At 41.1% G+C, this 12,980-nt stretch carries 17 protein-coding genes; 4 read left to right on the top strand and 13 right to left on the bottom strand.

Annotation, left to right across the window (positions count from 1 at the left end; all coding sequences use genetic code 11):
- Positions 1-197: 197 nt before the first annotated feature.
- The 4 genes from H7J92_RS04625 to H7J92_RS04640 all read right to left on the bottom strand — a co-directional run bounded on the left by H7J92_RS04625 (position 198) and on the right by H7J92_RS04640 (position 5,190).
- Positions 198-2,180, bottom strand: a complete 1,983-nt coding sequence (locus tag H7J92_RS04625) for a TRAP transporter permease (protein ID WP_245799473.1) — start codon at positions 2,178-2,180, stop codon at positions 198-200.
- A 40-nt stretch (positions 2,181-2,220) separates the two neighbouring features.
- Positions 2,221-2,748 carry a DUF1850 domain-containing protein gene (locus tag H7J92_RS04630; RefSeq protein WP_009765695.1) on the bottom strand — a complete coding sequence of 176 codons (528 nt, stop codon included), beginning with the start codon at positions 2,746-2,748 and terminating at the stop codon, positions 2,221-2,223.
- A 93-nt stretch (positions 2,749-2,841) separates the two neighbouring features.
- The gene (locus H7J92_RS04635; protein WP_009765696.1) at positions 2,842-3,849 is read right to left on the bottom strand and encodes a TAXI family TRAP transporter solute-binding subunit; all 1,008 of its coding nucleotides are present in this window, start codon (positions 3,847-3,849) and stop codon (positions 2,842-2,844) included.
- Between the two features lie 786 nt (positions 3,850-4,635).
- Positions 4,636-5,190, bottom strand: a complete 555-nt coding sequence (locus H7J92_RS04640; protein WP_040758313.1) for a phosphatidylglycerophosphatase A family protein — start codon at positions 5,188-5,190, stop codon at positions 4,636-4,638.
- Positions 5,191-5,299: 109 nt separating this feature from the next.
- On the opposite strand from H7J92_RS04640, the gene H7J92_RS04645 reads away from it, so the two are divergent.
- The 3 genes from H7J92_RS04645 to H7J92_RS04655 all read left to right on the top strand — a co-directional run bounded on the left by H7J92_RS04645 (position 5,300) and on the right by H7J92_RS04655 (position 7,073).
- Complete coding sequence (locus H7J92_RS04645) at positions 5,300-6,022, top strand: esterase family protein (protein ID WP_221835632.1); 723 nt, start codon at positions 5,300-5,302, stop codon at positions 6,020-6,022.
- Between the two features lie 87 nt (positions 6,023-6,109).
- Positions 6,110-6,625 (top strand): YjcG family protein, encoded by a 516-nt coding sequence (locus H7J92_RS04650; RefSeq protein WP_078817347.1) that lies wholly within the window; start codon positions 6,110-6,112, stop codon positions 6,623-6,625.
- A 7-nt stretch (positions 6,626-6,632) separates the two neighbouring features.
- Positions 6,633-7,073: a GNAT family N-acetyltransferase gene (locus H7J92_RS04655; RefSeq protein ID WP_009765700.1), complete on the top strand. Its 441-nt coding sequence runs from the start codon at positions 6,633-6,635 to the stop codon at positions 7,071-7,073.
- 63 nt (positions 7,074-7,136) lie between these two features.
- On the opposite strand, the gene H7J92_RS04660 is transcribed toward H7J92_RS04655, so the two are convergent.
- The 7 genes from H7J92_RS04660 to H7J92_RS04690 all read right to left on the bottom strand — a co-directional run bounded on the left by H7J92_RS04660 (position 7,137) and on the right by H7J92_RS04690 (position 10,236).
- Positions 7,137-7,448: a hypothetical protein gene (locus H7J92_RS04660; RefSeq protein WP_078817346.1), complete on the bottom strand. Its 312-nt coding sequence runs from the start codon at positions 7,446-7,448 to the stop codon at positions 7,137-7,139.
- A gap of 83 nt (positions 7,449-7,531) precedes the next feature.
- Positions 7,532-7,786 (bottom strand): stage VI sporulation protein F, encoded by a 255-nt coding sequence (locus H7J92_RS04665; RefSeq protein WP_009765702.1) that lies wholly within the window; start codon positions 7,784-7,786, stop codon positions 7,532-7,534.
- Between the two features lie 15 nt (positions 7,787-7,801).
- Positions 7,802-7,945: a YjcZ family sporulation protein gene (locus tag H7J92_RS17825; protein WP_078817345.1), complete on the bottom strand. Its 144-nt coding sequence runs from the start codon at positions 7,943-7,945 to the stop codon at positions 7,802-7,804.
- 71 nt (positions 7,946-8,016) lie between these two features.
- A complete protein-coding gene (spoVAE, locus tag H7J92_RS04675) occupies positions 8,017-8,379 on the bottom strand; it encodes a stage V sporulation protein AE (RefSeq protein ID WP_009765704.1) in 363 nt (120 codons plus the stop codon).
- Positions 8,376-9,395: a beta-ketoacyl-[acyl-carrier-protein] synthase family protein gene (locus tag H7J92_RS04680; RefSeq protein ID WP_078817344.1), complete on the bottom strand. Its 1,020-nt coding sequence runs from the start codon at positions 9,393-9,395 to the stop codon at positions 8,376-8,378. Before H7J92_RS04680 ends, spoVAE begins: the two co-directional genes overlap by 4 nt.
- A complete protein-coding gene (gene spoVAC / locus H7J92_RS04685) occupies positions 9,389-9,844 on the bottom strand; it encodes a stage V sporulation protein AC (protein WP_078817343.1) in 456 nt (151 codons plus the stop codon). The genes H7J92_RS04680 and spoVAC overlap by 7 nt, the downstream gene beginning before the upstream one ends.
- Positions 9,844-10,236, bottom strand: a complete 393-nt coding sequence (locus H7J92_RS04690) for a hypothetical protein (RefSeq protein WP_078817342.1) — start codon at positions 10,234-10,236, stop codon at positions 9,844-9,846. The genes spoVAC and H7J92_RS04690 overlap by 1 nt, the downstream gene beginning before the upstream one ends.
- A 128-nt stretch (positions 10,237-10,364) precedes the next feature.
- Here H7J92_RS04690 and H7J92_RS04695 point away from each other — a divergent pair, with 128 nt between their 5' ends.
- Positions 10,365-10,967, top strand: a complete 603-nt coding sequence (locus tag H7J92_RS04695) for a CotY/CotZ family spore coat protein (RefSeq protein WP_078817341.1) — start codon at positions 10,365-10,367, stop codon at positions 10,965-10,967.
- 72 nt (positions 10,968-11,039) lie between these two features.
- Here H7J92_RS04695 and H7J92_RS04700 read toward each other — a convergent pair whose 3' ends face one another.
- Positions 11,040-11,438, bottom strand: a complete 399-nt coding sequence (locus tag H7J92_RS04700) for a hypothetical protein (protein WP_078817340.1) — start codon at positions 11,436-11,438, stop codon at positions 11,040-11,042.
- A gap of 121 nt (positions 11,439-11,559) precedes the next feature.
- Positions 11,560-12,936 (bottom strand): magnesium transporter, encoded by a 1,377-nt coding sequence (mgtE, locus tag H7J92_RS04705; RefSeq protein WP_009765710.1) that lies wholly within the window; start codon positions 12,934-12,936, stop codon positions 11,560-11,562.
- Positions 12,937-12,980: the final 44 nt, after the last annotated feature.

Here is a 12,980-nt window from a genome sequence, read left to right on the forward strand (position 1 = left end):
TCTTGACATTTTAACACACACATGAATCGGACTAATCATTCTATCTAGCAACACGTCATTACTAGATTATCGGCAGTTCAATTTTTCTAAAGTAATAGTACTTTCCACACAACCTCTTCAATATGAATGACTACTATTATTAAGAAATAAAAAGACTTGTCTGCCCAGTTTTACAGGAGTAGACAAGTCTTACTAGATTAATTTGAAGCAAGTTGTGATGAATCAATCTTTTTCTTAGAAATCAATTGAAGCACCAATAAAACCACGAACATCCCTAAACCGACCATATCCGTCATAGTTTCTGGATAAATCAACAACAAACCAGTTCCTACCGTCAGGATTCGCATGATCCAGTTCAATTTAAGATACCAATAACCGATCATTCCTGCGCCGATTGCTACCATACCGACAATGGCGGTAAACGTTACCCAGACAATCTCCAGTATGCTGGAATCTAACATTAACATCGCTGGATTGAATACAAACATATACGGAATAATGAAGGCCGCGATCGCCAATTTAGCAGAGGTGACACCTGTCTTAATGGGATCCCCGCCTGAAATTCCGGAGGCAGCAAAAGCAGCAAGTGCAACCGGCGGAGTGATATCCGCAATAATTCCGAAATAGAATACGAATAAATGTGCAGAAACGGCGACTACAATCGGCACAGCTGCCCCTGGAGGCGCATCCAGCATCAACAATGTAATAATGGCTGGCGCTGCAATTGTAGATGTAATAACATAGTTCGCTGTAGTTGGCGATCCCATACCTAAAATGATCGCTGCTAACATAGTAAAGAACAATGTTAAGAAGATGTTACCGCCTGCAGCTGAAATCAAGCCTGTCGCTAAACTTAATCCCAGCCCGGTCTTCACTACAACTCCAACGATAATACCCGCGCACGCTGTCGCTGCCGCAACAGCCAATGCAGTTCGTGCACCGTCTACCAGTGCATGAATCATATCCCGGATACCAATTCTCGTATCTTTACTGATCGCACTGACAACAATTGTTAACACGATACCTAATAGTGCTGCTTTCATTGTCGGAATTCCGACCAACAAGAAGACGATAATCCCAAGAATCGGAAGAAGCAAGTAAATTTTCTTTAATGTTTCTTTACGATTCGGTATTTGGGATGCATCCATTCCTTGCAAACCAACACGCTTCGCTTCGAAATGCGTCATGATCCAAATACCTGTAAAATAGAGTAATGCAGGAATGGCAGCTGCTTTGGCAATCTCCCAATACGTCACGCCTCCGATAAACTCTACCATCAGGAACGCTGCCGCTCCCATGATCGGCGGCATAATCTGTCCGCCAGTCGAAGCCGCGGCCTCTACCCCTCCGGCAAACTCTTTTCTATAACCTAACTTTTTCATCATAGGGATTGTATACGAACCTGACCCTACTACGTTTGCTACAGAACTACCTGAAATCGTGCCCTGCAAAGCACTAGAGAATATTGCTACTTTAGCAGGACCGCCAGTCAAGCGGCCAGCCAATACAACGGCTAAGTCATTAAAATAATTTCCTACTCCTGTTTTCACCAAAAACGCGCCGAATAATAGGAAGACGAATATAAAGGTGGCAGATACACTAATTGGCGTACCTAAAATACCGTCCGTTGTGAAGAACATCAGTTGGACAAGGTTTTCTACGCTTTGTCCTCGGTGCGCCAGAAACCCAGGGAAGTATGGCCCGAAAAAAGCATAGATTAAAAACACAATGGAAATGATCGTGATCGGCAAACCAACAGCCCGTCTCGCCGCCTCTAGTGTCAATAGAACGGCTAATATACCGACAATCAAGTCGATATCCGAAACCCGGCCAACACGATATATAAGATCATCCATAAAAAGCGGCCAATATAAGCCAACTACGATCGCCAACAAAGCTAAGATAATATCATAAAACGGTACTTTATCACGACGGATTCCAATTTTCTTTCTAGCTGGGAACAATAAGAAAATAAGAGATAGCGCGAATCCTAAGTGAATGGAACGCTGTATTTGCGCGGTGAATGGTTTACCTATCGCTGTATATAACTGGAAAATAGAAAATGCCAATAAACCGAAAAACACAATCTTGCTTAAAATGCCCTTCAAATTTCTTGTATTGGACTCAGGGTCATATTTTTGAAGAATTTCGAGCTGCTCTTGTTCAGTCAGCGTCCCCATTTCTTCATCAGATAAACGTGGGATCTCTTCATTATTATCCTTATTTTTTGCCATCAATTCCAACTCCTCTCAACAACTCAAAATTCGATATCTTAGTTATATGAAAACTATACGAATGACCTTTCTGAAGAAAATCTTTCAAATTATAATCTTTGTTTTCATATCGCAAAGATAACCCGGTATCTACTCTACCTACATACAGAACAAATGAGTCGATCACACGATTTTCGAATGTAAGCGTATAAACACCATCTTCCACCTTCAAAATTTCGCCTTCATCCGCGTAACCCGGCAATCCGATGGCTACGTCTTCATACTGCATAAATTCGAAACGGAGCTTCTCGTTATCGGTAATTTCATATTGTTCCTTCACATTAGATAAGTGAATCGAATGAATATAATTTACTTGAAAATGACGATCAGTATGTAATGGAAGATAATACAATTTCGGTTGTTCGCTCCGCACTTCTTCAAGTACGATCACTTGTTTATAGGGATAAAAGAGTAGTATAAGTACCGAACTAGTAATTAGAAATATCAGCAGAAGAATGACTTTTCCGAATTTCATCCGCCTTTTCCTTCCTTTTATGAACAATTAAGAATGGGACGGATAAAGCTAAACGCTTCACCGTCCCTCTTCATCATTTCAAACTTCTTATTTTTATTTGTTTACTTCGTCAAAATACTTCTGTGCACCTGGGTGTACAGGGATACCAATCCCATCCAAGCCGTTTTCAGCCTTGATCAATGCACCTTTAGCATGTTGGATTTTTGAAGCGTTTTCATAAATTGCTTTCGTGATTTGGTAGCCAAGCTCTTCAGAAATGTCATTTTGCATAACAAGCATTGCACCTACAGAAACTGCCGGTGTATCTTCTTCAGAACCATATGTTCCAGCTGGAATAATTTCTTTTGCATAGTATGGATATTTCTCAATTAGTTCATCTGCTTTTGCATCTTCTACAGGAACGATGAATACTTCAGCTACCGCGTTCAAGCCTTCTACAGCACCTGTTGGAGTACCTGCAGTAATGAATGCCGCATCAATTTGCCCTGCTTGTAGGCTTTCTTGTGACTCTCCGAAGTCTAGGTTTTGTGGCTTAATATCGTCCATTGTAAGACCGTGAATCTCAAGTAACTGCTCAGCATTCGCATACGTACCTGAACCTGGAGCACCTACTGAAACGCTTTTACCTTTTAAATCTTCAAACGTTGTAATATTATTTTTCTTCAATGTAACCAATTGAACGGTTTCAGGGTATAAGTTACCGACAGCGGATACCTCGTCGATTACTTCTCCGTCAAACATCATTTCACCTTTAGATGCATAATATGCAATATCTGTTTGTACAAATGCGATTTGTGCATCTCCATCTTTTAATGCTGTCATATTGGCAGCAGATGCTTGTGATACTTCTGCAGTCGTTTTGATGCCGGTTTCTTCACCGATGAATTCTGCGAAAGAACCACCTAGCGGATAGTATGTTCCTTGCGTTCCACCAGTTAATAAGCTCAAGAACTTGTAATCTTGACCTTGCTTATCGTCTTCTTTGTTTCCATCCCCTGCATCCTTGTCTCCGTCTGTTGCATTGTCGGTTCCGCAAGCAGCCAGAACAAGAAGAGCAAGCATGGAAACTAGCGCCAATAGGCGAAGTGATTTTTTCTTCATGTGTCTTTCTCCCCTTTTCTAATATAGTCATAGACATTTCCATTCTACCATGAAAGCGCTTTAGTGTGTCAATGATTTTCAAAACAAACCGGCAAGTCGAACACTTAGCAATAATTAAATAGTACTGTACTTAAATGCTTGCTACTTCTAAAAATACCTGTACGCTGTTCTAGCGGTATTAGTACGCTTTAGTTTACAGCTAAGGGGATGCTCTCCGCGAGGCACATTAGCCGCTTTCCTCACTTCGCTCAGCATCGTGTCTCATCATTCGCGTTAAACACTACAGGAAAAGCCACCACAAAGAATGGCTTTCCCAAGCATTATCGAAGCGTAAGCAGTATATACTTTCAGTTGAGGTAGCTCAGCTGCGCCTTTCGGAAACATACTAATATTAGTAGTGCGGGCCAAGACAATGGTTTGTACTATATATTTTTCATATTAGAATGGATGCTAGTATCTTAGAATTCATATAAGGAAACCTACTCATTTCACACCCCTATTTGAACCAGGTAAATATGTTGGATCTTCGAAATGGTGTATTAGAAAATAAAATCGATAAAGCACTGTGGAGAATTTTATGAAGGGTCAAAAAGAGAAAAAAGGATAGAAGATTTCCTTTCCTTTTTCCTGCTATACAGCATTTGAGCGGAGGACGTTTGACTCCAGGTAGACCAGCATGAGCCTAGACTGAGATAAGAAGGTTTCCGGTTCTCATTTATTCCTTCCTCAATCTACAAACAAAACGCACAAATACTATGAGTAAAGTATTTGTGCGTTTATTTTGATTTATTCGCTGTTCCCATTCCGTACATCTTCAAACGTCAGGCCCGCTTCTTGTAAGTCGCGTGTTCTATGGGCGATTCGAGATGCAGCACAGGCTGCCACACTAGCGACTAAGTCATCCAAGAATGTATGAATGCCTATGCCCTTTTTTGTATCCAAATCATTGATAATGCCAATTTTGTTTTTATCCAAATGACCGAATGTCGTAACTGCGATGGAACCGTACGTGTAAACTGCTCCTAACGCAATTGTTTCATCCACACCAAATAATCCTTCATCCGACTCGACAATTTGCTGAAGCGGAGCTGAAAGCTGACCTCTTTCCGCAATTTCATCCAATTCCACACCAACTAAGATCGCATGCTGCAATTCCCGCTTACGCAAGACATTTTCTACAGAGTCGATACATTGATCTAGAGACAAGCCCTTGTTGTAAGGTACCTGCATCTCATAAACGATTTTCGCGATATCTTCAATTTTTACTCCACGGCGAAGCAATGCATCTTTTGCAGCTGCCGTCACTACATCGGAATGAACAATATTTTTACCTGCTACCATATTATTTCCCCTCTCTCTCCTCATACCAGATAGTTTTTCACTGGCTTTTCCCCATTACTTACCGGTATGATATCTTCTAAGTGTACATTATTTATGGAGGTCCTACAAAATGAACCCAGGCAAGATTGAAGAAATTCGTTTTTACAGCAATGAACTGCAAGAAGAAATGGAACTATTGCTTTATTTACCTTCCCATTACTCTCCTTTATACAAGCATAACGTCGTGCTGGCATCAGACGGAAAAGATTATTTTCAACTAGGCCGAATCGGTCGTGTTGCAGAAGGGTTGATGGAAGAAGAATTGATCGACCCTGTCATCATCGTTGGCATTCCGTACAAAACAGTTCCTGAGCGCAGACGTATGTATCATCCTGAAGGCGACCGCCACCAAGCGTATATTCGTTTTCTAGCTCATGAATTAATCCAGTATATTGATGAAACCTATCCAACATACCAAATGGGCTCAAGTCGTATGTTAATTGGAGATTCTCTAGCTGCTTCCATATCATTACTGACGGCAGCGAAATACCCGAATTGTTTCGGAAAAGTCGTCCTGCATTCTCCTTTTGTCAATGAACATGTCATGGAAGCTGTAAAGTCCATTCAAGATCCAGCTGCCTTGTCCATTTACCAGGTGATCGGTCAACAAGAAACAGCAGTCCCAACAACCGCTGATGGCAGACTAGACTTTTTAACGCCCAACCGTGAGCTGCATGAATTGATTAAAGAAAAAGGTTTCCCATATTTTTATGAAGAGCTAGACGGAGATCATACATGGAAATCATGGCAACCCGATATCCGACGGGCTCTCCTACAAATTAACAACTTATAGGGATAATAAAAGACAAGTCCGACTATTTTCTGATATACTGAAGTGGATGAACTAAAATTCACTCAATTCACGAGGAGGTAATCTTAAATGAAATACGGTATTGTTGCATTCCCTTCAAAGAAACTCCAAGACTTGGCAAATGGCTATCGTAAGAGATATGATCCGCATTACTCGCTGATCACACCGCATATGACTCTTAAAGATCCGTTTGAAGCGAACGATAAGGAAATTGAAGAAGTAGCAAAAGCGTTAAAAGAAATTACGATCAAGAACAGTCCTTTTGAGTTGAATGCCACAAAAGTAAGCACATTCGCTCCAACTACGAATACAATTTACTTCAAGGTTACACCGAACGATGAATTGCTCGAACTACACAAAGATTTGAATTCGAATTTTTATGAAGCAGAATCCAATTATGCGTTTGCACCGCACATCACAATTGCCCAAAACCTGACATCAGGAGAACATGACGATATAATCAGCCAATTGAAAATGGTAGGTGTCGACCATTCTGAACTCATCGACCGCATCCATTTACTGTACCAACTAGAAGATGGTTCGTGGACAGTGTACGAAACATTTCGTCTTGACCAGGAGTCTTGATTTGCTGATGACAGTGAAGATCGTCACAGATGATAAGGGTAGGGAGGATGCATTCTCTGTTCGCAAGAAAGTTTTTGTAGAAGAACAGGGAGTACCTCTGCATTTGGAATTGGATGAATATGATCAAGACGCTACACATTTTGTCGTTTATGACAGCGAAGACAATCCAATCGGCGCCGGTCGAATGAGAGGATTAGTCAACGCGCACGGAAAAATCGAAAGAATCTGCGTTTTACCTGAACATCGAGGCAAGCATTTTGGCAATATGATTATGCATACATTAGAGGAACATGCGAGAAAAAGTTCTATGAAAAAACTTCTGTTGAATGCTCAGGCATACGCCGTGCCTTTCTATGAAAAATTAGGATACGTAGTCACTTCACCAGAGTTTATGGATGCAGACATTCCGCATCGAGCGATGGAAAAGAGCTTACTAGATGAATCATAATGCTGTGCCCAATCAAATACCCCTGTCAGCTTTGTTTAGCTGACAGGGGTATTTTTAGAGTTCTCACACATATGTGTTAACCGCTAGACCTTTTCCTACTACTGCCGCTATCTCGGGAGATAATTGCGTTGGGTTCGGAGCTACCGGACCCCTTTTGACTAAAGGAAGCGGTGCACGCTTCATGTTCCGTTCTTCCATTTGCTCTACTTGTTGCCGATTCTCGTCCTCCAAGATATCTTCCCAATAACTAGATTCCTCATTTTCTAGACGTACTGGGCTTACTCGGCCAATATAAGCAAAATTATGACGTTCGTTATTCATTCGCTCTGCGTATTGTTGAGCCTGAAGTGGTTGGATCGGTAAAATATATCCCATGACGTGCACCTCCTTAGATTCTGTGCTTTCTATCTAGTATACCCATTAGTAGAAACTTTTAAACATCTTTTTTAAATATTTAATTAATTCCCATCAAGCATGTGATTAATATCGTTTAAGTTAAGCCCTTTTCCACTTTGAATGATCGAATTGACCAATTCATCTTCTACGTGTTGTGGTACGTCTTTTCTAGCCAACTGACTCACCTTTTGTACAATCTTTCTAACTTGACGTTCATCTTTAAAATCGGCAAACTGAATCGCGTTGGCTAAGGCAAAAACTTCTTCCATCGGGACGCCTGTCTTGGATTCTATTTTTCGAAAGAATGAATCATTCATCTTCAGATCTCCTCCTTAAAAATAGCTTCTGCCTACAATGATCAGCAAAATAAACAGGACCACAATTAAAACGAAAGAAGAACCGCCATATCTTTCTCCACAGCCTCCGCCGCCATATCCAAATCCACCTTGACCGTAAGACGGATAACATCCAAACATAAAAACCCCTCCTTCCTTCTTCTCTATCGTATGCAGAGAAGAACAAAATGGAGAGGGCGGTTAATATATTTTCACACATTTCCTTTCGAAGTAAAAAGAAGTGCTCCAATCAAACCGAAAACAATGGCTGCACTGATACCAGAACTCGTCACTTCAAACATTCCTGTCACTACGCCGATCAAGCCATGTTTTTCCGCTTCTGCTAAAGCCCCATGTGTCAATGAATTCCCAAATGAAGTGATTGGAATCGTAGCACCAGCGCCTGCAAAATCAATCAATGGCTCGTACCAACCGATCCCATCCAATACCGATCCAGCAACTACAAGTGAACATAAAGTATGCGCCGGGGTCAGTTTTGCAACATCCATCAAAAGTTGTCCAATGACACAGATCAGACCACCAACAATAAACGAAGTAATATAAATGGAAATCATATCATACTCACCTCATTTATCGAAATTTCTATTGCATGTGCGATACAAGGAATGGTATCTCCTTGCTGATAGGACAATGGGGATAGCAATGCACCTGTTGCGATCAGCAGCACACGTTGATATTCACCTTTTTGCAACTTCTGGTATACATCCGAAAAGAACACGGCGGCTGAACAGCCAGCTCCACTGGCACCAGCAAAAAATGAAGGATCCATCCCATAGAACTCTTCTCCTGCATCTCGAAAATTCTTCGTATGGGGTAGCCCTTGTTCATTTGCAAGAGCTTTTAAAAGCTTAAATCCACTGCTCCCCAGATCACCCGTGATAATCGTGTCATAATCATCAACCGTTTTACTGTGACCGTTTAAATGGCTAGATAAAGTGGACATCGCAGCAGGCGCCATAGCAGCTCCCATATTCAGAGGATCCGTCATTCCCATGTCCACTACTTTGCCAATCGTGGCGCAAGATATCGAAGGAGTTCCCGGCTTATTCTGTCCAATCAAAACAGCCCCTGCTGCTGTCACTGTCCATTGTGCAGTAGCTGCTTTTTGAGTACCGTACTCGAGCGGATAACGAAATTGCCGTTCAACTGCGTTATGTTGACTAGACGAGCCGGCGATGAGCCAATTTGCTTGTTTAGCTTCTGCAAGCAGCGCGGCTGTAATCATAGAAGAAACGGATGTTGCGCAAGCTGAAAACATTCCTAAGTAAGGAATTCCTAAAGCCTGGGCTGTGAAATTAGATGGCGTCATTTGATTCACCAAGTCGCCCGTTAAAAAGAAATCAATTTTTTCGACATCTTTTTTAGCTTTACTGAGAGCAACCATCACAGCATCATACATCAACTGTTTGTGGCCATCCTCATTTGTCGGCAAATCACATCGCTCGTCTTCATATAATTTGTCAAAACTCTGGGCAAAAACACTTTTCTTCTTTTCTAGAGGTCCTGCAGTAACTCCGGCTGAATGAATACTTGGCATAGAATTGAAGGTCAGGATTCCATTCTTCACCATGAAACAACACCGAATTTCACAAGAATTGTCTTGATGAGTGCCACAACAAATGCAGAAAATACGCCAAATAAAATAACAGAGCCTGCAAGTTTGAACATATTCCCCCCGACACCGAGCACATATCCTTCTGATTTATGCTCAATTGCAGATGAAACAACCGCATTACCAAAACCTGTGATAGGAACTGCTGCACCCGCTCCCCCAAACTGAGCAATCTTTTTATACAGACCAAAACCCGTTAGCAACATTGAAAGGAAAATCATCGTGGCAACTGTTGGATTGCTCGCTGTACGTTCCGTAAAATCAAAGAACGTTATATAGAAAAGTGCGATAAACTGTCCAATTAGGCAAATGAGACCACCTACCAAGAACGCTTTAATGACATTTTTTAGAATGGGAGGTTTAGGCGATAATTCTTTCTCCAAATGGGCATACTTTTCTTGTTCCATTAGGTTTGCTCCTTTTCAATGGATTTAATTTTATCTATTTTCTTTTGGTATTCATCTTGTTTTTCTTTATCTATCAATTTCTTTGTTTCCAACAACACTTTACTGTCAGCAGAAACAGTAACCGTCAAATCTGGATAAGCTTTTTCTAATTTCTTTTTAATTTCCGATGCAATCTTTTTCTTTTGAAAGCGAGAAAATGTATTCACACGAATGCCCGTTATCAAGTCCTTTTCATGAAGAAGTGCTATCGCTAATTTGACATGACCGTTTTGATCCAAAACTTCTTCCAACTTATCTTCATTATAAGCCGTTGTATTTTCGATCTTGGTTCCTTTTTCACTGCAGCCAGTCAATAGAATGAGCAAAGTAAACAGCAAACCTATTCTTTTCAAGAGTATCTCCCTCCTTGTAAATAGTATGGAATATTCCTAAGCGATTTATGCATACCGGTGCAAACGCCCTGACGTCTTTTCTCACACCGCATAAGGTATAGGGAAAGACAAACAGGAGGTGGACAGTAGTGGGATGTGAAAGAACAGATAGTGGAAGAGAGAATTATGGTTGCTGTAACAAGTCCAATTGTATTTGTGAGGTAGTGCGTTTTATTAAACGTGTCCAAAGCACGAGTCCAGAGGTGGATTGTGTTGAATGTGATACGGATTGCTTCATGGCTCCGCTCGGCAGTTTAACTCTTCCGGCGCGCGGTCGTGTGAATACTCGTGTATTCAGTTTGTTAACAGACGATGGGGACTACTTCAAGGCCGTATTCCGCGGTGGGAAAAGGAATCATAGACCTCGCCCGCAACCGAGAGCAACTGAAGATGAAATAAGTGGCAGAAGACCCGGACCAGGACCAGGTCCAGCACCATCAACAAGCTGCGTTTCCGTATTCTTCCGCGTACAGAAAGTATTTGACTCTTGCTGTGCAACGCTTCAAGTATTACAACCATTGAAAGATGGCAGGCCTTTCGATATTACAAATAACGGAAAAATCTGCGTAGAAAAAATTTGTCAAGTAAACGGTTTCGGAGCCACCGATACGTGCTTGACTGTTGATTTAAGCTGTTTCTGCGGTATCCAATGCATCGACGATGTGTATATCGACTTCTGCGATGAGGACTAAAATTTAATTAGAATTAACGCTTGCAATGCGAAAAAAGGGCGAACCCGAAATTACGGGTTCGCCTTTTACTATTTATATAGAAAATGATTGCTGTTTCCACTTTATGTCTCTAATATCGTGGATGGCGATTGAAGTAAGATCTTCGCCTTCCTTCATCCAAAGTACTTCATCTTTCAGTTCCTCAAGTTTCCCCATTACCACTCTCTCCTCTGTCACAATTTCAATCGGCTGATACAATTCTTTTCGGAAAGGATGAACCAAATAATCCAAGTTCCTCAGAATATGCGGATTTATTTCCACTGAAACTTCTTCATCCGATACGACTAATTGAGGCAATTCAATGACTCGTTCCGCTTCTCGAGTATGCTCCATTTCAAAAACAGAAGTACTCTCTTCTTCAACAGTTGGCGTATACATGAATTTCCGAATCACCGGGCTCTTAATAAACAATAACGGCTCTGCATTACGCATACCTCTCACATCCTTTTTGTTTAGCATATGTAAACAAAAAGCCTAACGTTCCGAGTTCCAGTTTATCTTCAATTTTCTATACGTTTTCAAATGTTCAAATAGAAAAAACAGCATTTACACCTCACAAGGAGCTAATAAATGCTGTTGCTAGTCCTAGATAAATAATAATACTGATGACGTCATTTAACGTCGTGATAAATGGTCCGGAGGCTACTGCGGGGTCCACCTTGATCTTATGCATGAATAAAGGGATGAACGACCCTGAAATGGTAGCGACAAAAATCGATACAAGGGTAGCTGTACCCACTAAAAGTGCAATGACCAATTCATGTTTCCAGATAAATATCAGCAGAACAACGAATATTGCGCAGACTAATCCGGTGATCAATCCGGTACCCGCTTCTCTCACTAACAATTTGAACTTACTTTCATCCTCAATATCACGTGTCGCAATACCCCGAACGGCAACGGCTAATGATTGGGTACCACTATTTCCCGCAGTTCCTGCAATTAACGGTATAAATACAGCGAGTAAAGCAACCTGAGAAATCGTTTCTGTAAATAAATCAATTAAATTAGCAGTGAGCATACCGAGAACAATCAATGTGATCAACCAGGGTATCCTCTTCTTCGCGGCAGAAAAGGAGTTCTTGTCGAATGTGTCCATTGTAGAAACACCGGCAAGCTTTGAATAATCATCTGAAGCTTCTTCATCAAGAACATCAATAATATCATCGACTGTAATAATTCCTAAAATGTGTTGTTGAAAGTCGACAACAGGAACGGCTAAAAAATTATAATCCTGGATTGTTCGCGCAACATCTTCCTGGTCATCTGAAACAGACACGCTGACAATGCGATCACTCATGATTTCACGAATCAACGTATCTTCATCCGCAATAATAAGATCACGTAAAGAAACGACACCAGTCAAACGCTGGTGATCATCCACGACGAAGACATAGTAAATTGTTTCGGCACTCGGAGCTTCATTACGCAGTATAGTCATCGCAGAACGGACGGTTGAATTTTCGGGAACCGTAACAAATTCAGTGGTCATGATGGATCCTGCTGTGTACTCTTCATAGTGTAGCAAAGCTTTGATCTGAACAGCAGCGTCTTTATCCATTAATGTCAAATAGCTGACTACTTGCTTTTTATCAAGTTCTTTCAGGACATCTACCGCATTATCCACAAACATGTAAGATATCATCTCTGCAGCATATGTCGCGTCCATCTCCTCAAGGAACTCTTTGTATTCATCTTCATCAATTTCGCTCGTCTCAAAAATTTCAGCAAGTTCTTTTGGTGATAAATAGAAATACATCAATTCTCGGAGTTTCGGATCAACTTTTTCATAAAAAATCGCTCGATCATATGGATGAAGGGTTAAATATTCTTGTCTAAATGAATGGATATCTTCGTTTACGAGCAACTCACGCAAGCTATCTTCATCATAGATGACTTCATTTTTTAATTCCTCTGGTTGATTGTTCATGATTATACACCTTCCCTTCTGCAGTTACGGTTCATATCAAATCC

The sequence above is a fragment of the Sporosarcina aquimarina genome (genome assembly GCF_019748715.1).
Taxonomy (GTDB): Bacteria; Bacillota; Bacilli; order Bacillales_A; family Planococcaceae; genus Sporosarcina; species Sporosarcina newyorkensis.